Below are 18,942 nucleotides of genomic sequence, written 5' to 3'. Positions count from 1 at the left end.
TCTGGGTTTTTGTTCAACTTTGTATCATAAACAAACAGAGAACACAAATGAAAAACATATTATGCATAGCATTGCTACTATTCTCAATCGTAGTTAATGCACAGAATACCAGACAAAAACATTTTTTACTTGAAAAAAACACAGCAATCAGTGGCTATGATCCTGTTAGCTATTTTTCAAATAAGCCTCTAAAAGGAAAAGCAAATTTGACGTACAACTATGAAGGTATTAATTACCGATTTGCTAATCCCAATAATTTGGAAACCTTCAAAAAAACACCTGAAAAATATGAGCCTGCTTACGGAGGATGGTGCGCTTATGCAATGGGAGCTAAAGGCGAAAAAGTTGAAGTAGACCCAGAAAACTATCGTATTTATGAAGGGAAATTATACTTGTTCTACAAGAACTTTTTCTCAAATACTTTAGATGATTGGAAGAAAGATGAAGTAAAGTTAAAGAAACAAGCAGATACAAATTGGAACAAAATTTTCAAGTAATCTTTATGAAAACTTTAAATCTCTTAGCTAGAATAATTCCTGCTATTATCATGCTCCAAACCTTGTTCTTTAAGTTTTCGGCTGCTCCTGAAAGTGTATATATCTTTAGTAGTGTTGGATTGGAACCATGGGGGCGTATTGGAACTGGTGTATTAGAACTACTAGCTTCATTTTTACTACTACTTAATCGACAAGCATTTTGGGGAGCCATTTTAGGTATTGGACTTATGATTGGTGCTATTTTTACACATCTGCTTATATTGGGCATTGAAGTAATGGACGATCGTGGGCAACTATTTTATATGGCTCTTGTCGCACTGATTGGTTGTATTTACACACTTTACCAAACACGGAGTACTCTTAAAGTATTTATTTATACAATGCTTTAGCATTTTTGTATATTTGGGAATCATCAATCCCCCAAATACCTATGAATTTAGACACAAAATATTGGTATTTAAGAGACCACAGACTTTTTAGTGTGCTTTCTTCCTCCGAGTTAAAATCAATTTGTATGATTACCAACTTCAAAACTGCAAAGAAGGGCGAAATCATCCTATTCTCGCATGACGAAGCTGTAAGAGTATATTTCTTGAAAAAAGGTACACTGAAAATTGTGGAAGTAGATGATAGAGGCAACGAAATCGTTAAAGATATTATTCAAAAAGGTGATATTTTTGGAGAGTTTACCCTCACCGAATCCGACACCGATGAATATGCAGTAGCAGTATCTGATAATGTGATTTGTTGTAGCTTTAAAATGGAGGATTTCGAAAAGCTCCTTGAGCAAAACCCTCAATTAGGGCTATCTTATACAAAATGGATAGGTTTTAGATTTAAAAGGTTACAAAACAGATATGCCAATTTGATGTTCAAAGATGTCCGTACCAGATTTATGAGTTTCATGAACGAGTGGGCATCCAAAGAAGGCACCCAGCAAGATGAGGATATTGTGCTTCACAATTACCTCACACATCAAGACATAGCAAGCTTGATTTGTAGCACTCGCCAAACTGTTACTCAGCTATTCAATGAGTTTAAAGATAAAGGGATTTTAGACTATTCTCGAACTGAAATCATTCTCAAAAAGACAAGCGTAGCAGCTAATTATATGGGTGTAAAAAGCTAATAATTGACTTAATCTTCTCCCTTGAATTTTTATGATTAGATATTTAATCCTCTGGCTATGTGTCGGAGGCTGGCTTGTTGCGTGCACACAAGAGGTTGCTCCAATGCAACAAGAAACCTCATCCACTCCGCAAAAACTAGATAGTATCAGTACCCGAAACCTTACTAACAACCGAAAACTGGTTTTGATAGGAAACTTCATGAATGCAGTTCATCAAACCTCTGGGGTTGCGAAAATATTGGTTGATTCGACTCAAAAGCATTATACCCTCGTATTGGAGAACTTCAAAACAGATGCAGGACCAGACTTACGGATATACCTTGCCGAAGACCGTGCAGTGACTAATTTCATTCAGGTTTCGGACAAAGTACAACACGGCAATATCGTGTATGAGATTCCCAAAGGCGTTGATTTATCGAAGCAAAATCATGTTTTGATTTGGTGTAAAAGCTTCTCTGTATTGTTTGGTGTTGCAGAACTCAAATAACCATTTTATGAAAAAAATCCTTTTAGTCTTGTTATCGTTTTACGCTTTGGCAAGCTATGGTCAATATGCTCAAAAACAAGAAAGTATTGATTTTTCAGTCGCTTTTGGGCAGTCATTTGCTCCATCATTTTCGTACCAGAAACTTTATGCTTTGGGACAAAATAAAAGATTTAAAATAGGTTGGGGATTAAGGGCTAATGCTCTTTTGGGTGGTGAAAAAAATTACAGAACAGCGCCCGCCCGTTTAACCTCTGGACAGTCTAGTATTTTTGCACTTTTTTCTGATGACCTCGTTGGAAATATCGATACTCTACGATTATCAAAAACGGCATTGGGTTCATTTAATGCCAAAATAGTGTTACAATATAGTTTTAGAAAATTTGATATTGGCTTTAATATCGATGCGATTGGGGTAAGTTTTGGAGGGAATCAAACTGGGAAATTTATCTCTGCTGAATCTGCCTCTCTCAACAATACCACGCAAGTAGCTAAACCTAGTACATTCAATCTACTACTGATTAGCGATAGCGATTTAGGAAGTCTGAATTCTGAACTTTATGCCTCCTATCACCTCAACACCAAATGGAGTTTACGTTCAGGAGTAAGTTTTCAGTTTTTAGAATATAAAACAGACCGTTTACTAACCTTTGAAAATGACCGTTTTAGACACAAAATCTTGCAACCATTTTTGGCAATATCTTACCAAATTGGTCATAAAAAATAAGCTGTATTACAAAAGTATTTTTACAGGAATACTAATGGTTTTTAGTCATCTAGCCTTTTCTCAAAACTGGAAACTTGTTTCTAATACTATCACTTTTAAAGTCAAACATGCCTTCGGCTCCACTGCGGAAGGTAGTTTTAAAGGTTTGAATAGCTCCATATATTTTGACACCAATCAATTATCCAAGACAAGTATGAATACCAGTCTCGAAGCCCGAACAATAGACACAGATTTGGGCTTACGGGACAAAACATTGAGAGGAACAAAGTATTTCGACGTAGAAAAATATCCTACAATAAGAATAACCTGTACTCAAGTTGAACGTGATGCTAAAGCAAATGAATACTTAGGAACCTTTGAGGTAACTATTAAAAATAAAACTAAGAGCCTTAAAATTCCATTTAACTTCATTCAGACCAGCAATACAGGGCAATTTAGAGCGACCTTTCAAATCAATCGGCTAGACTTTAGCATTGGAGAGTCTAGTGCGTTGCTAGGTGATATTGTTACGATTTTTGTTACCCTAAATACCATCGTTATATGAGAAGCAAAAACATTTCTTTGGAGATTATCAAGCAGTTAGAGGATTTGTTATCCGCTATGGATGAATCTCAATATACCCAACCATTGACAGTTTTTAATGGTGGTAGCTTGGGGCAACATATACGCCATACCGTTGAGTTTTTTCAATGCTTTATTGGTGGTCTAAAAAACGGAATTATTGACTATGATGCTCGCAAAAGAGATATGAAAATTGAAAACGATATAGCCTATACGCTAGATTGTTTAGGAAATATTTCAGCTCAAATTCTAGAAATATCTGATGCTCAAAAATTAATGTTGATAGCTACTTATTACGATGAAGTCATTCCAGAAATGGTCGTTTCTAATGTGCAACGAGAGTTGGTGTATTTGATAGAGCACTCTATCCACCATTTTGCGTTGGTTCGCATTGGAGTTCAAGAAAATTTCCCTGAGGTTTCATTGCCTTACAGCTTTGGCGTAGCATATTCTACCATTAAATATCGAGAAAGTGTTTCGGCATAAGTATTTTTTTACATTCATATTCTGCATTAATACACATGTGCGTACTGACTTATTTTCCAACTGAAAATCAAGGATTTATATTAACATCCAATAGAGACGAAGCCGTCTCAAGAGTTTTGGCTATACCACCCAAAAAATATCAGCTTGGAGGGCAATATGTGTTTTTCCCAAAAGATCCCCAAGGAGACGGAACTTGGATTGGAAGTTGTGGAAACTTTACACTTTGTTTGCTGAATGGGGGCGTTGAAAAACATACCCCCAAACCTCCTTATCGGCAAAGTCGTGGCAAAGTAATCTTAGATTTTTTTGAATATTATTCAGTTCAATTTTTCCTTCAATCTTACAGTTTCAATGGAATAGAACCTTTTACTTTAGTAATTATCGAAAGTCAAAAAGAACGAATTTTGCATGAAATCAGATGGACTGGTGAGGAAATTTTGTATCAAGAAAAAGAAGCCAACGTTGCACATATATGGTCATCCGTTACCCTTTATTCACCTGAAATAATTCAGCAACGAGAGGCTTGGTTTAATGATTTTTTACAAGAAATTCCTAATAAAGAATCTTTATTAGGCTTCCATCATTTGGGTGGAAAAGGTCATGCAAAAAGTAATCTTAAAGTCAATTTTGACAATCAACTAAAAACCATTTCTATCACTCAATACAGTATCACCAAAGAAGAATTTACGATTCATTATGAAGATTTAGTGCAAGAAAAAACGTATGACTATAGAGTTTTTATGGAACATGAAGTACAATAGTGATAAAACATGAGTCATCTTAAATTTAGTGATTATTTTTAATCTAGATGTTACTAGTAGAGACGCATTACTTTGCGTCTAAAGAAATGTCATGTTGAAATATAGTATGCAAAAAGGCGGTCGAAATGAGTTTTTCGACCGCCTTTTGATGAAAATTTAGAGAATAATCCTAATCTTAAAATTCGGGATGACTCATGTTAAGCAGCAGTATTAAATAGACGGTTTTTTACTTCAGGAAATCTTACCGCAGTTGCAATCCAAATCAAAACCTCAATAGCTACAGGAATAGCAACAGGCTGATTACTCACAAAGTGAACTGCAATGGCTCCACTCATGTAAGTCATTCCTAACAAGGCTCCTACAACGCCAGTTCTTGGAATAAACCAAAGAACAACAATAACTAACTCTAAAATTCCAAGAAAGGTAAGATGCGCTTGTCCTCCCAAAGTTTTGGCCATTTCGGCAGTTCCTTCACCACCAAATAGTTTGAATAATCCACTTCCAGTAAATACAAATGCTACTAAAATAGTTAAGCCCCAAGTAATAATTTTATTCATCGTCGAGTTCATAATTTTGTTTATTTTTTTACAAAATTAAATCTATATACTATACTTTTGTTATTAGTTACAAAATAGATAGTAGTATCAAAAACAATAGTATAAGATGGAAGAGATTCGTACAGCTAAATCTTGCAAACAAGCAAGACTAGCTATTCAAGATACCCTAGATGTTGTTGGAGGAAAATGGAAATTAGTCTTGATTTCAGTCTTGAGACATGGTCCTCGAAAGTTTAATGAGCTCTCTCGGGAAATACATATTAGCCCTAGAATTTTATCGAAAGAATTACAGGAACTAGAAAGTCATGGATTGGTATCCAGAACAGTGTGTAATACCAAACCCGTCACAGTAGAATACGCCTTGACAGAATACAGCGAAACGCTTTCAGAAGTAGTCATGTCCATGCACCAATGGGGTGTTAAACACCGTCAGCGTATAATGGAGTTGGTGTAAATCCTAAATTTAGTGATTTAGTAATTGAGTGTTTGAGCGATTATTTTTTCAATCAGTTTAAATACTTTAGCTATATGAGTCATCCCGAATTTTGGAATAACTTAAAATAGAGACCTCTTGTTTGTGTTTATTGGGATTCAACAAGGTGAACGATTGTACTGTTTATGCAAAAAGGCGGTCGAAAAACTCATTTCGACCACCTTTTTACATACTATATTCCAACATGACATCTCTTTAGACGCAAAGCATTGCGTCTCTACTAGTAACATCTAGATTAAAAATAATCACTAAATTTAGGATGACTCATGTTTAGGCAAGGACAAAAGATAATTCACAATTCACCACTCACAATTAACAACTAGTATCCTGCATTTTGGTACATTTTCACAGGGTCTAATTTGTATTCATCAAATGGAATTGGGAAGTAATAGTCCTTTGTACCAAAGTTAGAAACTTTGGCTGTTCCATAATCTGATTGCGATTTGGATTTCATGTAGTTAACTAACTCTGTAGCATTGAAGAATCTCAATAAATCGAACCAACGATGGTGTTCGAACGCCAACTCGACACGACGCTCGTGCAAGATAGCCAACTTCAAGGTTGGGAATTTCTGACTGTATGTTGGGTCTAATTTCGAAACTTCGTAGGTCGGTAATTTAGCGCGCTCACGTACTTGGTTGAGATACATAATCGCGTTAGCCTCTTCGCCCAAATACAAACTTACTTCCGACAACATCAAAATCACATCTGCATAACGAATTAAAGGCCAGTCGTTTCCACCATAACCATTAGCACCTGCGGCTGAACTTACATCTCTAAATTTGGTGATATACCAATCTTTCACCGTGGCATCGTTGGCATATTTGATAGAGAAATCCTTACGCAAATCAGTCGATTCGTATTCTTTTACTAAGTCCGCCTTTACGTTACCTCCTACACCACTACTTGGCTTAAGAGAAATTAGCGTTTCGCCTTTTGCTTGGTTATTGGCTGCGATTGAAGACGAATACGTTGGATCACCTTGTTTGCTAACAATCTGGAAAATGATTTCAGGGTTTGTAGTTTTCTTGGCTACATCAAACACATCTGCATAAGGAATATCCTTCAATGAAGTAAATGCCTTCATGTTGTAGGCTGCCAACAAATAAGTTTTAGCATTTCCTAAATTTGCCCCACGATTCGCCTGATCTAAGGTCGTTGCCATAGTCAAGTACACCTGACCAAGCAAGGCATTAGCAGCAGCTTTTGACACACGACCTTTGTCAGATGCAGACTGGTGGTTAGGTAGGTTAGAATTTACAGCTTCTTTCAAATCAGCTACGATTTGATCATATACTTTTTCTTTCTTTTCACGGAAAGTGCTGTTTTTTACATCAGTTGTTGTATTTAATTGTTGAATAACCAAAGGCACATCACCCCATTTACGAACCAAATGAAAATAGATTAAAGCACGAAGAAACTTCGCCTCTGCATTGTAGATATCTCTATTAGCTGCTGTGGTGTATGTTACCTTATCAATATTTGAAATCACCTGATTGGCACGAGAAATAGTCTGGTAAAGTGCTAACCAATGACTTTTCAAGTAAGTATTACTAGGTAAAATTGAAAAGTCATTAAACTGAAATGGCTCTCCTGCATTTGATTGGTTATCATTACGACCAGCATCGTCTGAGCGTTCGTCGGTATATAAACCACTATTTTCACCAATGTTATTTGAACTTCTCAAAGACTGATATACGCCATTGACCGCTTGTAAAACGTCGTTTTCGGTTTTAAAAAAGTCTGTAGCATTTACGGCATTCGGGTCGTTTTGCATTACAAAATCGTCCGAACAAGCACTTAAGCTGAGCGCTACAAGTGCCAAAAGTGATATTTTCTTAATCATTTTTCTCTTTTTAAAATAGTTTTCTACAAAAGACTAGAAAGTCAACTTAGCTCCTAAAGTATAGGCTCTTACAAGCGGATACTTTCCATAATCTACCCCTGGCGTAAGGTTTGCGCCGTTGTTGTAGTCTACTTCTGGGTTATAACCTCTGTAATTGGTCAACGTAAAGGCGTTGTCTACTGCCAGATAAATACGTGCACCACTCAAGCCTTTTTGTCCTTTCAACCAATTGTCTGGAATCGTAAATCCTAAGGTCATGTTGGTACATCTCAAAAATGAACCATCTTGCAAATAGAAGGTCGACAAACGAGTACTGTTACTTTGTGTACCACCACGAGAAGCACGATAAATCATACCATTACCAGGTTCAGCTTCTGAGCGGTAACGATTCACAGCATCTGCATATTGGTTACCCGAACCTTCCATATTGAAAGTATAATAATACTGCCCATCAAGCACTTGATTTCCATAAACCCCGTTGAAAGATGAAGTAAAGTCGAAGTTTTTATAAGAAGCTGTAATCGCAAAACCATACGTAAATTTAGCATAAGGAGAACCAATGACTGTTTTATCCAAATCATTCACAACGCCATCGCCATTGGTATCTTCAAAATACAAATCTCCTGGTTTTAAAGGATTACTTGAAGCAGTAGAACGAGCTGGTCCTTTGATTTTATAACCAGCAGTATAAGTCTGAGTTGCTGCATTATAATTGGCGTTATCCTCTGCAATGTTGGCCATATCTGCCTCACGAACCATACCTTTTACTTTGAATCCGTAAAACATCCCGATTGGCTGACCTTCTTGAGTAATATGTGTCAAGTATGAACGTTCTGCTCCGTTAGTCAAAATGGTATTAGCACCACCTAAGTCTAATACTTTATTACGGTTAAGCGAGAAGTTTCCAGAAAGGTTTAAGCGGAAATCTGACGTTTGAACAACTCTTGCATCTAACTGTAAATCAACACCTTGGTTTTGAACTTTAGAATTACGCAAGTTTGTTAAAATCGTTGATGTTCCTGATACGGCTGACACTGGTTGGTTAAACAATAAATCTGTTGACTGACTCAAATAATAGTTAGCCATCAAGAAAATACGATTGTTGAATAAGCCCAAGTCTGCTCCGATATTGTATTGTGAAGTAGATTCCCAACCCAAACTTTGGTCACGCAAGGCATTCGGATATACCGCCGACGCTACCGTTCCATTCCCAAAAACAACCCCTGTTGGGCTTGACATCGTTTGAGCAAAACCGTAATTACCAATATTATTATTACCACTTAATCCCCAGCTAGCACGAAGTTTTAGACTTGTTTCAGGACCAAATTTTTCAGTAAAAAATGGCTCACTCGAAAGTGCCCAACTTGCAGATACTGAAGGGAAATTACCCCAACGGTTTAGTGGACCAAAACGAGAAGAAGCATCACGGCGATAAGAAGCTGTTAAGAAGTACTTTTCTTTATAGTTATAAGACAAACGAGCTAAGTAAGAAAGTAAAGTAGTGGTTGATTTACCAGTTGCACCATTCAAGGTAAAATTGGTAGCATCAGCACCTTTACCTGTAATTTCTGGAATACGGTCATCTTGGAAACCTTTCGCCGTTACACTAATCACATCAACATCTAGTTGTTGCGCCGAATAACCTGCCAATGCACCAATCGAATGTCCGTCAAATTGCTTGTTGAAATTCAAGGTATATTCCACCAATTTATCCATTTCTGAACGAGTTTGTGCCACTGCATTGGCCGCTGCAATTGCTTGTGCAGAACCTGGAGGGTTAGCACCATTACTTAAAGTTGTTGGTTGATAAAATTCGTATTTCTCATTGTAAGTCTGTAACCCAAGGTTAATTTTAGCCAACAAACTTGGTAAAATCTGGTACGAAGCATTACTACTAAATGTACCTCTTACGCCTTTTCTCGAAATCTTTGTTTCAGTCGCTAGCGCCACAGGGTTCTCAACGGATTGGTAGGCGTAATTGGCTGAAAGACCAGCAGCTTCATTTTTTCTCAATGAACCATCATCATTATACGCCCGGAAAATTGGCATATAAATAAGCGCTCCCATGATTGGTCCTTGGTTGAAACGACCTTCTTGCACTTCACGGTTTTCATTGGTCGTAATAGCCAAGTTGGCAGCTACACGTAACTTCGAACTAACCTGTCCATCTACATTTGCACGGAAGTTGATACGGTCTTGCTTAGTACTTTTGATAATACCGGGCTGACTCAAATATCCACCGCTAATGGCATAACGAGTAGAACCATTACCACCTGTGAATGACAAATTATGGCGCTGTACCATAGAGGTTTGGTAAAGCTCATCTTGCCAATCGGTGTTGTACTTTGGCGTAATCATTTTCTGATTAGCAAAATCATACAAATCTGGCGGTAAACTCACAGAAGAAGCATTTCCAACTTTTGCGACACGAGTTGCATTGTCATCAGAATACATGGCATCTGTCCATGTTTTTCCAGAATTTAAGATTAAATCTTTGTAAGAATTATTGTGACCATCAATCAATAATTGGGTAAACTGCTCGGCATTGAGCAACTTTACTTTATTGCTTAATTGATTAAGCCCATATTGCACATCATATTGAAATTGCCCTTTACCCTCTTTTCCACGCTTAGTTGTAATCAATACTACCCCGCCAGCAGCTCTTGAACCATAAATGGCTGCCGAAGCCGCATCCTTCAAAATATCAATACTTTCGATATCATTTGGATTAATAAAAAGGTCATTTCCTACTGGATAACCATCTACCACATACAATGGGTCTGAGCTAGCATTGATAGAACCTACACCACGCACACGAATTTTTGTACTTACGTAAGGTGCACCACTCACTTGTGAAATTTGCACACCAGCTACTTTACCTACCAAAGCCTGACCAACTGTGGGTGTAGTAAGATTTAATTCTTTGGCTTTCACACTCGAAATAGCACCCGTTACATCACTCTTGCGAACAGTCGAGTAACCAATCGCAACTACTTCTTGTAACTCTTGTGAGTTTTCTACTAACTGAATCGCCAAGTTAGATGCCTTTCCGACAGTAACTAACTGACTATCAAATCCTACAAAAGAAAAAACTAATACTGAGCCTTCTGTAGTTTGAATAGTAAATTTACCTTTGGCATCGGTAACAGTTCCTTTTTTTGAGATTTTGTCGTACACGTTTACGCCAGCCAAAGGCTCACCTTTGGACGTAGTCACGGTTCCTGTAACAGGATTTGCCATTTTGCCCAACGATGCCGACATCACAGTTTGGGTTGGCATAACAGCCATTGAACCCGAAAGGCACAAACATAATAATGCCTTCAGGACAAGCTGTTTTTGTAAAATGTTTTGCATAAAAATGAGATTAAATTTTGTTGTGATACATTACCATTGTAAGCGGATAAATGTAGTATTCATACGGCGTGAAGAGGTCACTGCAAAGCCTTCAAGAGGGTTATCTGAAAGGGTAAAACCTTCTAATTCATCGGCTTTGTCAATATCTATTGTTTTGAGCACGACTTGTTCGCCTGTTTCGATAGACTTTTCAAAATCCAAAAAACTAAAGCGCCAGCGTCGTCCTTCAATTTGATTTTGAATCAAAACCAGTATTTTCTTTTCGGGTATCCATAAAAGATTTTGTACAAAAGCTCCACACGAAAACCTTTTGTATAAAACTCCTTTTTCGGAGGTCTTTTGCGCTTTCGCCAAAGCTAACGGATTATATAAACGTACTTCGTTTTTACGATTACCATAATCAGCGGTAGCTACATACCACTGCTTTTTGTATTGTACATATTCGGGGCGAGTACCTTGGATACAAGCATCGTCTTCGATAGTCGAGATAAGATTATTATCAAGCTTTCTAGTAGTCTGTAAACCTTTCCAATCAACTTGGTAAATAACAGCTTTCCATTGTGTTCCTTCAGGATTCATGCGCACGCTATTGCCAATAAAAGTTGGTAATCCTTTATGATAGGCTATTCCTGTCGGATGTCCAATTACATCTTTCCCATCAATACTCAAGGCTATTTCATTGTGCTGATACGCCAACGAATCGCCAACACGCTTATACTCACGAATTACCCCAATTTCACGGTCACCATAAGCAAAATACTGATTTCCAATACGGCTGATTCCTTGTCCAGCGCCCAAAGAATCAAGGTTAAATGTTTTTTCTGCCTGAAGATTAATCTCAGGTAATTGACTTGCTCCCCACAAAAAAGACATAGCCAACAATCCCATCATCAATGGGTATTTGATTAATAAAGAAACTTGCATAAAATAGAGATGAATGAAGTGTTACGACCTATTACGGATCCATTGGCTCCAATGAATTCAACATCATGGATTCAATTAATGGATAAAACTCAGTTTCGGTTTCAGAAATACGCTTTCCTTTACGATACGGCACATATCCCAATTCTTTTTCACAACGTTTATCCAAATTCAACTCATGGATATATTGACTTTGAGAAACCGAGGTTGAAGTAATACAAGGTTTATCAGCAGGTATTCCGTATTGAAAAATCAATCGAGAGGTATTACGCATATTGGTTGTGGTATGGCGCGCATGTGGTTCTACCAAAATGGCATTGGCAGGTACATGAAGCTTTTCGACCATATACTTTTTCATCTCAATAGCCTCATTATAAGGCGTTTTGTAAGGATGAACTTTGCCACCTGAAACAACAATTAGAGGAGCTTTTCCTTCGAAATATCTAACAGCCGCCACACGACAACGCATCATTCCTTCGGCACTCATGGGCATATCTTTTACGTCAGGACCAGCGCCAGGCACCAAAATCAGTGAATAAGGATATTTGTTCCAAGCAATCGTTTTTAGTCGGTCAACAACGGGTTTGTTGACACCACTCGCCATAGGTTCGTAGTCTGCAATTTGCTCTCTTTCGTTGATCTCTAGGGCAAACAAAGCTGAAGAAAGTGACGGTAAAAAGAATAGTTTTGAGCCACTCACCGTTGCCTGAATCGCGCGGATTAAGTCGCCCACCAATTGATAATAACCTTTTTTGGTAATATCAAAAGCAATAGAATCTATCAACGGATAATTCGGTTTTTGACCACCCAAATATACCCCGATTGTCCAGTTTACACCACGAGCATCTTGCGTCCAAGCTTTTTGCAATAAAGCATTAACATCTTGATTTTCAATCTTCCCATAAGCTAATGATGGTGCTAAAGATTGTTTTACCAAATTTTCTAACAAACTACCTTTGATACATAATTGCGACAAGCGAAGCGATACAGTTTTGATTTCTTCTTCTGAAAATCGAAGCGATTCGACTAAACAAGCGGGCTTAGAAGCGCAATTTTTGAGTGCTTCTGAAAGTTGTGAGTTTTTTTGAGTAGCCAGTTTTTGCAGGACTTCATCTGCTTCCAACTGTAAACGTAGCGATTTGGATTCCTCCAACAAAGTCAAGAATAAGTAGTTTTTGCGCTGAACCCAATTGGTTTCTTTCGTTTGGCTACTTACAGGAGTTATCGTTTGTTGTGCAAAAGTTGCTGAAAGCAATCCACACATACAAAGGATTGTTAATATAGTTTTTTTCATGATTTTGAACCGAACACCTCAAATTGTCGGTAGCATTTATAGAAAACGGATAACCTCTTTGCTCAAAGGCATCAAGTGTAATTCGAGGGCAAAAGTAATAGCAGGTTCAGTCCAAGTCTGTCAAGTGAAAAACAAGTTTAGATTAAGAAATTATGAATATTATTATATGGAGAAAATATAAAATAAATTCAATTTTAAGGAAATGCCCTTTTGAAAACCGTAAATCTCTACTCAATGGCTTAATTTAATTGTAATCATCTCAAAATTGTAAGAAATAAATATTTACTTTTGTTATAGAAAGAATCCCTCTAATACTTGTTTATTGAAAAGAGCCATCAGCATAACATTCTTGTGTTTGTTGCTATACAATATGTTTAGCACTAGCTTGGTGTTGCTTTTTTTCAAAAAGAATATTCAACAGGCAAGTCCTATATCCAAAAATGACGGGTGGATTGAAATAAAGATGCCCATTGCACTCCCCTACAGTGGAGATTTTGCCAACTTGACGAAACATGAAGGCTTAATCGAGTATCAAGGCGAGTTTTATAACATCATTGAACAACACTATTCAAACGATACGCTTTATACCAAAATCAAGACCAACAATAAGGCCAAACAAAAGTATCAGTCTCTCTCCGACGACTTCAGTTTACAGTTTTCAGATAATCATTCTAGCAAAAGTACGCCACTCAAAAAGGCTTTAGAATTATGTAAGTCTCTATCTTCAAGCTATTTACAAAGCATTACACCTACGTTTACAACCATCTCTGATGGCCTACACCTGAAAATTAAACATCAATTTTACGGTTGCTACATCTATAAAAACAACTATACTTCAAGTATTTTCAATCCTCCCGAAATGGCTTCTGTTTAAGGTAATTATTCTTCTGATGTATGATTTTACATTAGGCTTAAATTATTGTGTCTATACTTTTTGAAAGGTATAGCGTACAATGATTTTGGGGAATTTTATTTTATCTATTCAAACTTTCAACGATAAAACTTGTAGTTCACTGAATAAAAAGTAGTTTTTGTCAAGTCATATAAAAACAATTCCAGCCTTGAGTGTCGTTGACCGACAGTCGATGAAAAAGGTATTGTCTTTTATGAAACAAAACAGCTATTTCCCTTGATACAAGTGGGTTGAAGGTACTCTTTCAAATCCCTATCAACATGAAATTCAAATTTTACCTATATCTATGCTTTACTATTTTTATTAGTGAATCATGCTACTTGGTGTCAAGTTCAAATGACCAAATGGTGCAGTATTTATCAGACACTTATGATAGAAATTTTGTCAAAGAAAATTCTTTTTGCCCTGAGGCAGAGTTTGTCTTTTTTGATTCTTTGTCTACCAAGCATCCTGATCCAGGAATGAGGCTACAAGCGAGTTTTTTTAAAGCAAATGGTTTTCTAAAAATGGGTCAAGAAAAAGAAGCAGTAAATGCGCTAGAGAAAATCTTATATGCTGTAACTGAAGACCATCGACATTATTCTGAGATATTGAAAAGCTATGCAGTCGCGTATTTACGCATGGGAGAACGTCAAAATTGTATCAGTAATCACTCGGCAGAATCATGTATTTTACCTATTAAAAACGCGGGAGTTCATCAAAACAAAACAGGTTCACAAAAAGCCATTGAGGTTTATCAAAAGCTTCTTCAGCAAAATCCAAAGGATTATGAATCTATGTGGTTGTTAAACATTGCCTATATGACACTTGGTGAATATCCTGCAAAAGTGCCTCAACAATGGTTGATACCTAATTTAGATAAGGATAATTCAGGCTATTCTGTAAAACCATTCACTGATATTGCTCCAAATTTGGGACTCAATAAAAGAAATATGGCTGGTGGAACCCTCATTGATGATTTTAATAATGATGGTTATCTGGATATTGTTACTTCTGATTGGGGACTAAATGGCGCTATGCATTATTTTCGTAATGATACCAAAGGCGGTTTTATGGACTGTTCGGTCATATCTGATTTGGGACGTTTTAAAGGTGGTCTAAACATGATTCAGGCTGATTATAATAACGATGGATTCTTGGATATTTTCGTACTCAGAGGCGCATGGATGGGTAATTATGGTCGACAAGCCAATTCTTTACTCAGAAATAACGGTGACAATACCTTTACAGACGTAACCGTAGAAAGCGGACTTTTCTCTGAACATCCTACTCAGGCTGGAGTTTGGCGTGATTTTAATAATGACGGTTGGTTAGATTTGTTTATCGGTAACGAAACAGGGGGAATGAATGAGTATAACCCTTGTGAGCTATTCATCAGTAACAAAAACGGTACTTTTACCGAAGTGGCTGCTATTGCCAAATGTCAAATTATCGACTTTGTCAAAGGGGTTAGTGCTGCAGATTACGACCATGACGGGCTTCAGGATATTGTTATTTCGGGCATTGGAGGACGAAGAACTTTACTCAAAAATACAGGCACCAAAAATAATATTCCACAGTTTGAGGATGTTACTGAAAAGTCAGGATTAAATGATATTCAGATTAATACCTTTCCGATTTGGTTCTGGGATTATGACAACGATGGCTGGCAAGATATTTTTGTATGTGGTTATCAGTTCGATACCTCGATTCCATACACTGCAGCAACTGAAGCTTTAGGGATTCCTAATCAAGCTAGTACGATGAATTTGTATCACAATAATCATGATGGAACGTTCAAAAATGTAACCAAAGAAGCTAATCTCAATAAATCTGTCTTTACGATGGGTTCCAATTTTGGAGATATTGACAACGACGGTTATTTGGATATGTACTTAGGTACAGGCAATCCTGATTATAAATCTCTGGTGCCCAACCGACTTTTCAGAAATATGGGTAATGGAAAATTTGCCGATGTTACCGTTTCGGGCAGAGTAGGTAATTTGCAAAAAGGACATGGTGTAGCAATCAATGACCTTGATAACGATGGAGATAGTGATATTTTCATTGAAGTGGGTGGCGCCTATGTTGGTGATTCTTACAACAATTCGCTGTATTTGAATCCTGGGCAGAATAATAACCGATGGATTAATATTCAATTAGAAGGTACCACAACCAATCGTTCGGCTATTGGTTCGCATGTAAAAGTTACCTTCAGAGAAAAAGGAGTAAAAAGGGTTGTTTATCGTGATGTAAATTCAGGAGGAAGTTTTGGTGCATCTGCTTTGAGAAGAGAAATAGGTATTGGACAAAGTGATTCAATTGATGAGCTTGAAATTACATGGGCTCAAACAGGCAAAAAGCAAGTTTTCAAAAACCTAAAGCCTAATCAGTTTATCAAAATCAAAGAAGGAGACAATACCATTACCAAAGTATATCTCAAAACGACTCTATTCCCAAGCCAGTCTACAGAGATTCCTATTTGTAATACCAAAATGAGTCTTTAGGAAACTATGGGGGATATGGGATTGCTGATTTGGGACATATTGAAAAATACATTCATTTACTATATATCCTAAATCACCAATCCCGTATTAAGGCTGTAAGAAGGATTCTATTTTGTTGAGAAGCTTTATTATCATTAGAATTTTTAATGTAGCTACAACCCTTGCGGTTGTCATGTTGAATGTGGCAACCGCAAGGGTTGCAGCTACACCAATTATATTTTAATGAAAAAGCCAAACTTTCGTACACTACTAATCCCATATCCGCAATCCGAAATAGTTGATTTTTGAAATCTATATTTATAAACAACATATAATATCTGGTCAAAATAGCTTCTTTGACTAGCACTTTTCCATCAGTGGGCGAATTAATTGGTCTGTTGATGGAAAATCATGAAAGTTTCGCTTGTTTATTAGTATATTGTATGAAATAAATATTTATTTTTGTTTTAAGAAGAAAAAACCTCAACTATATCCTTTGAAAAAAATCGTCAGCATTTCATTTCTCTGTTTGTTGCTATACAATATGTTTAGCACTGGCATTGTTTTGCTATGTTTTGACAAGTCGATTCAAAAAGCTACTCCAATTACTCAAAATGATGAATGGCTAGAAATCAAAATGCCTATTGCTCTGCCCTACAGTAGCGATTTTTCCAATATTACTTCTCATGAGGGTTTAATTGAATATCAGGGTGAGTTTTACAATATTATTGAACAACACTATTCAAACGATACGCTTTATACCAAAATTAAGACCAACCATAAAGCCAAACAAAAATATCAATCTATATCTGAAGAGCTTAGCCAACAATTTTCTGATAATCACTCAGAGAAAAGTTCGCCTTTGAAAAAGGCTTTAGACTTATGTAAACATTTATCATCTAACTACTTACCTCAACAAGTAAGTCTGGAAAACAAATATCTTCATTTCATCGAAAGCAAAAAGCCAAGTCTGTTCTACTACTCTTATCTATACGCTCATCTATATTCTTCAGGGGTTTTTATGCCTCCCGAGTTAGCTTCAGTTTAATGTAATGATCTTCCTTACGTATTGTTATTTACGTTAGGCTGATATTGTATTGTCCAATTATTTATTAACTGAAGCAAAGTTATGTCACATATTACTTTACCAAATCCAAATCTCCCAGGAATTTCAGGTCTTTTGGATTATAACAAAACAACCGCACAGCCTTTACTCAATCTTGCAGAGGTCTTACTAAGAAGTGAGTCGACTCTTACAAGTGGCGAAAGGGAGCTTATTGCGGCACATGTATCTTATCTCAACAACTGTCATTTTTGTCATACTTCACACGCAGCAGCGGCAGTTGCTCACTTAGGTTGTGACATTAGTGTCATGGACGACATCAAGAAAAACTTCGTTGAAACGCCCATTTCTCCAAAATTAAGAGCATTATTAGACATTGCAGGAAAAGTGCAAAAAGGTGGTAAGCACGTTTTACCAGAGGATATCGCCATAGCTCGTGAAGCAGGTGCAAGCGACAGTGAACTGCACGATACAGTCTTAATTGCGGCGGCTTTTTGTATGTTCAACCGTTATGTAGATGGGTTAGGAACCTGGGCTCCACAAGCTAATGAGGATTATTTGGAAATGGGTCAAAAAATGGCATTCTTAGGATATAACCGACCACGATAATCTGCTGTAAAGATCTATTTGAGAGTATAAATCATTCATCAAAATAGATAGTTGATTAGTGGACCACAGTCCTATGATCTCATTCATTTTCTACTTACAGCATAAAACCCTGTGAATAGAAACGCATTGTCTCAACTTAAGATTTGTTGATTAAATATCTATTTATCAACGAGTTATTTTTTTGTCTATCCCCAACAGAAATTACGATTATGCCCCATATATCTTTACCAGAACATTTGCCAGGCATTACTGGCTTATTAGAATATAGCCAAGAAACGGCTCAACCCATTCGTGATTTAACGCAACTGTTACTTCGAGGCGACAATACTTTATCGCAAGGCGAAAGAGAGCTTATTACTACCATTGTGTCTTATCGCAACGGATGTATATTTTGTACCAATGCACATACTGCTGCTACAGATTTACTACTTGGCGAAACAGAAACCTGTGAAATCATGAAACAAGACATCGATCAGATGGCTGTTAGTGATAAAATGAAGGCTTTATTAAAAATAGCCTCTCTTGTACAAATCAATGGAAAAGCTGTTACCCCAGAGTCAGTTGAACTAGCAAAGTCTTTCGGTGCTACTGATGCAGAAATTCATGATACCGTATTGATTGCAGCATTATTCTGTCTCTACAATCGATATGTAGACGGTATGGCAACTTTTACTCCCGACCCACAAAGTGGTTTTTATCAGCAATTAGGCGAACGAATTGTCAATCATGGCTACCAACGTTTACCTCAAGGTTATGACCATTTAAAAAAATCTTAAATTGAA

General features: G+C 37.0%; 19 protein-coding genes. 14 read left to right on the top strand and 5 right to left on the bottom strand.

The window, feature by feature from the left end; translation table 11 throughout:
• The first annotated feature begins 47 nt into the window (after positions 1–47).
• The 8 genes from QM481_RS18135 to QM481_RS18100 are packed head-to-tail and all read left to right on the top strand — an operon-like array spanning position 48 to position 4,645.
• Entirely contained in the window at positions 48–497 is a 450-nt protein-coding gene (locus tag QM481_RS18135; protein WP_283382774.1) for a YHS domain-containing (seleno)protein, read from the top strand.
• Positions 498–502: 5 nt separating this feature from the next.
• Positions 503–886 carry a DoxX family membrane protein gene (locus QM481_RS18130; RefSeq protein ID WP_374760918.1) on the top strand — a complete coding sequence of 128 codons (384 nt, stop codon included), beginning with the start codon at positions 503–505 and terminating at the stop codon, positions 884–886.
• Between the two features lie 41 nt (positions 887–927).
• The gene (locus tag QM481_RS18125; RefSeq protein ID WP_283382772.1) at positions 928–1,626 is read left to right on the top strand and encodes a Crp/Fnr family transcriptional regulator; all 699 of its coding nucleotides are present in this window, start codon (positions 928–930) and stop codon (positions 1,624–1,626) included.
• Between the two features lie 31 nt (positions 1,627–1,657).
• Positions 1,658–2,113 carry a DM13 domain-containing protein gene (locus QM481_RS18120; protein ID WP_283382771.1) on the top strand — a complete coding sequence of 152 codons (456 nt, stop codon included), beginning with the start codon at positions 1,658–1,660 and terminating at the stop codon, positions 2,111–2,113.
• 7 nt (positions 2,114–2,120) lie between these two features.
• Positions 2,121–2,837 carry a hypothetical protein gene (locus QM481_RS18115; protein WP_283382770.1) on the top strand — a complete coding sequence of 239 codons (717 nt, stop codon included), beginning with the start codon at positions 2,121–2,123 and terminating at the stop codon, positions 2,835–2,837.
• A complete protein-coding gene (locus QM481_RS18110) occupies positions 2,767–3,381 on the top strand; it encodes a YceI family protein (RefSeq protein ID WP_310589674.1) in 615 nt (204 codons plus the stop codon). The genes QM481_RS18115 and QM481_RS18110 overlap by 71 nt, the downstream gene beginning before the upstream one ends.
• Entirely contained in the window at positions 3,378–3,884 is a 507-nt protein-coding gene (locus tag QM481_RS18105) for a DinB family protein (RefSeq protein ID WP_283382768.1), read from the top strand. The genes QM481_RS18110 and QM481_RS18105 overlap by 4 nt, the downstream gene beginning before the upstream one ends.
• 35 nt (positions 3,885–3,919) lie before the next feature.
• A complete protein-coding gene (locus QM481_RS18100) occupies positions 3,920–4,645 on the top strand; it encodes an NRDE family protein (protein WP_283382767.1) in 726 nt (241 codons plus the stop codon).
• 197 nt (positions 4,646–4,842) lie between these two features.
• Here QM481_RS18100 and QM481_RS18095 read toward each other — a convergent pair whose 3' ends face one another.
• Complete coding sequence (locus QM481_RS18095) at positions 4,843–5,202, bottom strand: DoxX family protein (protein ID WP_283382766.1); 360 nt, start codon at positions 5,200–5,202, stop codon at positions 4,843–4,845.
• A 106-nt stretch (positions 5,203–5,308) separates the two neighbouring features.
• On the opposite strand from QM481_RS18095, the gene QM481_RS18090 reads away from it, so the two are divergent.
• Entirely contained in the window at positions 5,309–5,656 is a 348-nt protein-coding gene (locus QM481_RS18090) for a winged helix-turn-helix transcriptional regulator (RefSeq protein ID WP_283382765.1), read from the top strand.
• A 358-nt stretch (positions 5,657–6,014) separates the two neighbouring features.
• On the opposite strand, the gene QM481_RS18085 is transcribed toward QM481_RS18090, so the two are convergent.
• Genes QM481_RS18085 through QM481_RS18070 form a run of 4 tightly spaced genes read right to left on the bottom strand, consistent with a single transcriptional unit; the run spans position 6,015 to position 13,110 of the window.
• A complete protein-coding gene (locus QM481_RS18085; RefSeq protein WP_283382764.1) occupies positions 6,015–7,541 on the bottom strand; it encodes a RagB/SusD family nutrient uptake outer membrane protein in 1,527 nt (508 codons plus the stop codon).
• 33 nt (positions 7,542–7,574) lie between these two features.
• On the bottom strand, positions 7,575–10,895 hold the full coding sequence (locus QM481_RS18080) for a SusC/RagA family TonB-linked outer membrane protein (protein ID WP_283382763.1): 3,321 nt from the start codon (positions 10,893–10,895) through the stop codon (positions 7,575–7,577).
• A gap of 30 nt (positions 10,896–10,925) precedes the next feature.
• A complete protein-coding gene (locus QM481_RS18075; RefSeq protein ID WP_283382762.1) occupies positions 10,926–11,819 on the bottom strand; it encodes a hypothetical protein in 894 nt (297 codons plus the stop codon).
• Between the two features lie 31 nt (positions 11,820–11,850).
• A complete protein-coding gene (locus tag QM481_RS18070) occupies positions 11,851–13,110 on the bottom strand; it encodes a YdcF family protein (RefSeq protein WP_283382761.1) in 1,260 nt (419 codons plus the stop codon).
• Positions 13,111–13,573: 463 nt separating this feature from the next.
• On the opposite strand from QM481_RS18070, the gene QM481_RS18065 reads away from it, so the two are divergent.
• From QM481_RS18065 to QM481_RS18045, 5 genes are all read left to right on the top strand, one after another.
• Positions 13,574–13,984 (top strand): hypothetical protein, encoded by a 411-nt coding sequence (locus QM481_RS18065; RefSeq protein ID WP_283382760.1) that lies wholly within the window; start codon positions 13,574–13,576, stop codon positions 13,982–13,984.
• 299 nt (positions 13,985–14,283) lie between these two features.
• On the top strand, positions 14,284–16,509 hold the full coding sequence (locus tag QM481_RS18060; protein ID WP_283382759.1) for an FG-GAP-like repeat-containing protein: 2,226 nt from the start codon (positions 14,284–14,286) through the stop codon (positions 16,507–16,509).
• 475 nt (positions 16,510–16,984) lie between these two features.
• A complete protein-coding gene (locus tag QM481_RS18055; protein WP_283370595.1) occupies positions 16,985–17,536 on the top strand; it encodes a hypothetical protein in 552 nt (183 codons plus the stop codon).
• 81 nt (positions 17,537–17,617) lie between these two features.
• Complete coding sequence (locus QM481_RS18050; RefSeq protein WP_283382758.1) at positions 17,618–18,160, top strand: carboxymuconolactone decarboxylase family protein; 543 nt, start codon at positions 17,618–17,620, stop codon at positions 18,158–18,160.
• A 209-nt stretch (positions 18,161–18,369) separates the two neighbouring features.
• Positions 18,370–18,936, top strand: coding sequence for a carboxymuconolactone decarboxylase family protein (locus QM481_RS18045; protein WP_283382757.1), 567 nt, complete (start codon positions 18,370–18,372; stop codon positions 18,934–18,936).
• Positions 18,937–18,942 lie beyond the last annotated feature (6 nt).

It is taken from the genome of Flectobacillus rivi, from assembly GCF_030056655.1.
In the GTDB taxonomy this organism is placed as follows: Bacteria; Bacteroidota; Bacteroidia; order Cytophagales; family Spirosomataceae; genus Flectobacillus; species Flectobacillus rivi.
Note: the sequence above shows the minus strand (reverse complement) of the source record. Positions and strands in the feature narration are given on the sequence as shown.

Bases quoted from the DNA above. Each gene is read 5' to 3' on its own strand.
- QM481_RS18135 (WP_283382774.1), top strand. From the start codon at position 48: ATGAAAAACATATTATGCATAGCATTGCTACTATTCTCAATCGTAGTT.
- QM481_RS18130 (WP_374760918.1), top strand. From the start codon at position 503: ATGAAAACTTTAAATCTCTTAGCTAGAATAATTCCTGCTATTATCATG.
- QM481_RS18125 (WP_283382772.1), top strand. From the start codon at position 928: ATGAATTTAGACACAAAATATTGGTATTTAAGAGACCACAGACTTTTT.
- QM481_RS18120 (WP_283382771.1), top strand. From the start codon at position 1,658: ATGATTAGATATTTAATCCTCTGGCTATGTGTCGGAGGCTGGCTTGTT.
- QM481_RS18115 (WP_283382770.1), top strand. From the start codon at position 2,121: ATGAAAAAAATCCTTTTAGTCTTGTTATCGTTTTACGCTTTGGCAAGC.
- QM481_RS18110 (WP_310589674.1), top strand. From the start codon at position 2,767: ATGACCGTTTTAGACACAAAATCTTGCAACCATTTTTGGCAATATCTT.
- QM481_RS18105 (WP_283382768.1), top strand. From the start codon at position 3,378: ATGAGAAGCAAAAACATTTCTTTGGAGATTATCAAGCAGTTAGAGGAT.
- QM481_RS18100 (WP_283382767.1), top strand. From the start codon at position 3,920: ATGTGCGTACTGACTTATTTTCCAACTGAAAATCAAGGATTTATATTA.
- QM481_RS18095 (WP_283382766.1), bottom strand. From the start codon at position 5,202: ATGAATAAAATTATTACTTGGGGCTTAACTATTTTAGTAGCATTTGTA.
- QM481_RS18090 (WP_283382765.1), top strand. From the start codon at position 5,309: ATGGAAGAGATTCGTACAGCTAAATCTTGCAAACAAGCAAGACTAGCT.
- QM481_RS18085 (WP_283382764.1), bottom strand. From the start codon at position 7,541: ATGATTAAGAAAATATCACTTTTGGCACTTGTAGCGCTCAGCTTAAGT.
- QM481_RS18080 (WP_283382763.1), bottom strand. From the start codon at position 10,895: ATGCAAAACATTTTACAAAAACAGCTTGTCCTGAAGGCATTATTATGT.
- QM481_RS18075 (WP_283382762.1), bottom strand. From the start codon at position 11,819: ATGCAAGTTTCTTTATTAATCAAATACCCATTGATGATGGGATTGTTG.
- QM481_RS18070 (WP_283382761.1), bottom strand. From the start codon at position 13,110: ATGAAAAAAACTATATTAACAATCCTTTGTATGTGTGGATTGCTTTCA.
- QM481_RS18065 (WP_283382760.1), top strand. From the start codon at position 13,574: ATGCCCATTGCACTCCCCTACAGTGGAGATTTTGCCAACTTGACGAAA.
- QM481_RS18060 (WP_283382759.1), top strand. From the start codon at position 14,284: ATGAAATTCAAATTTTACCTATATCTATGCTTTACTATTTTTATTAGT.
- QM481_RS18050 (WP_283382758.1), top strand. From the start codon at position 17,618: ATGTCACATATTACTTTACCAAATCCAAATCTCCCAGGAATTTCAGGT.
- QM481_RS18045 (WP_283382757.1), top strand. From the start codon at position 18,370: ATGCCCCATATATCTTTACCAGAACATTTGCCAGGCATTACTGGCTTA.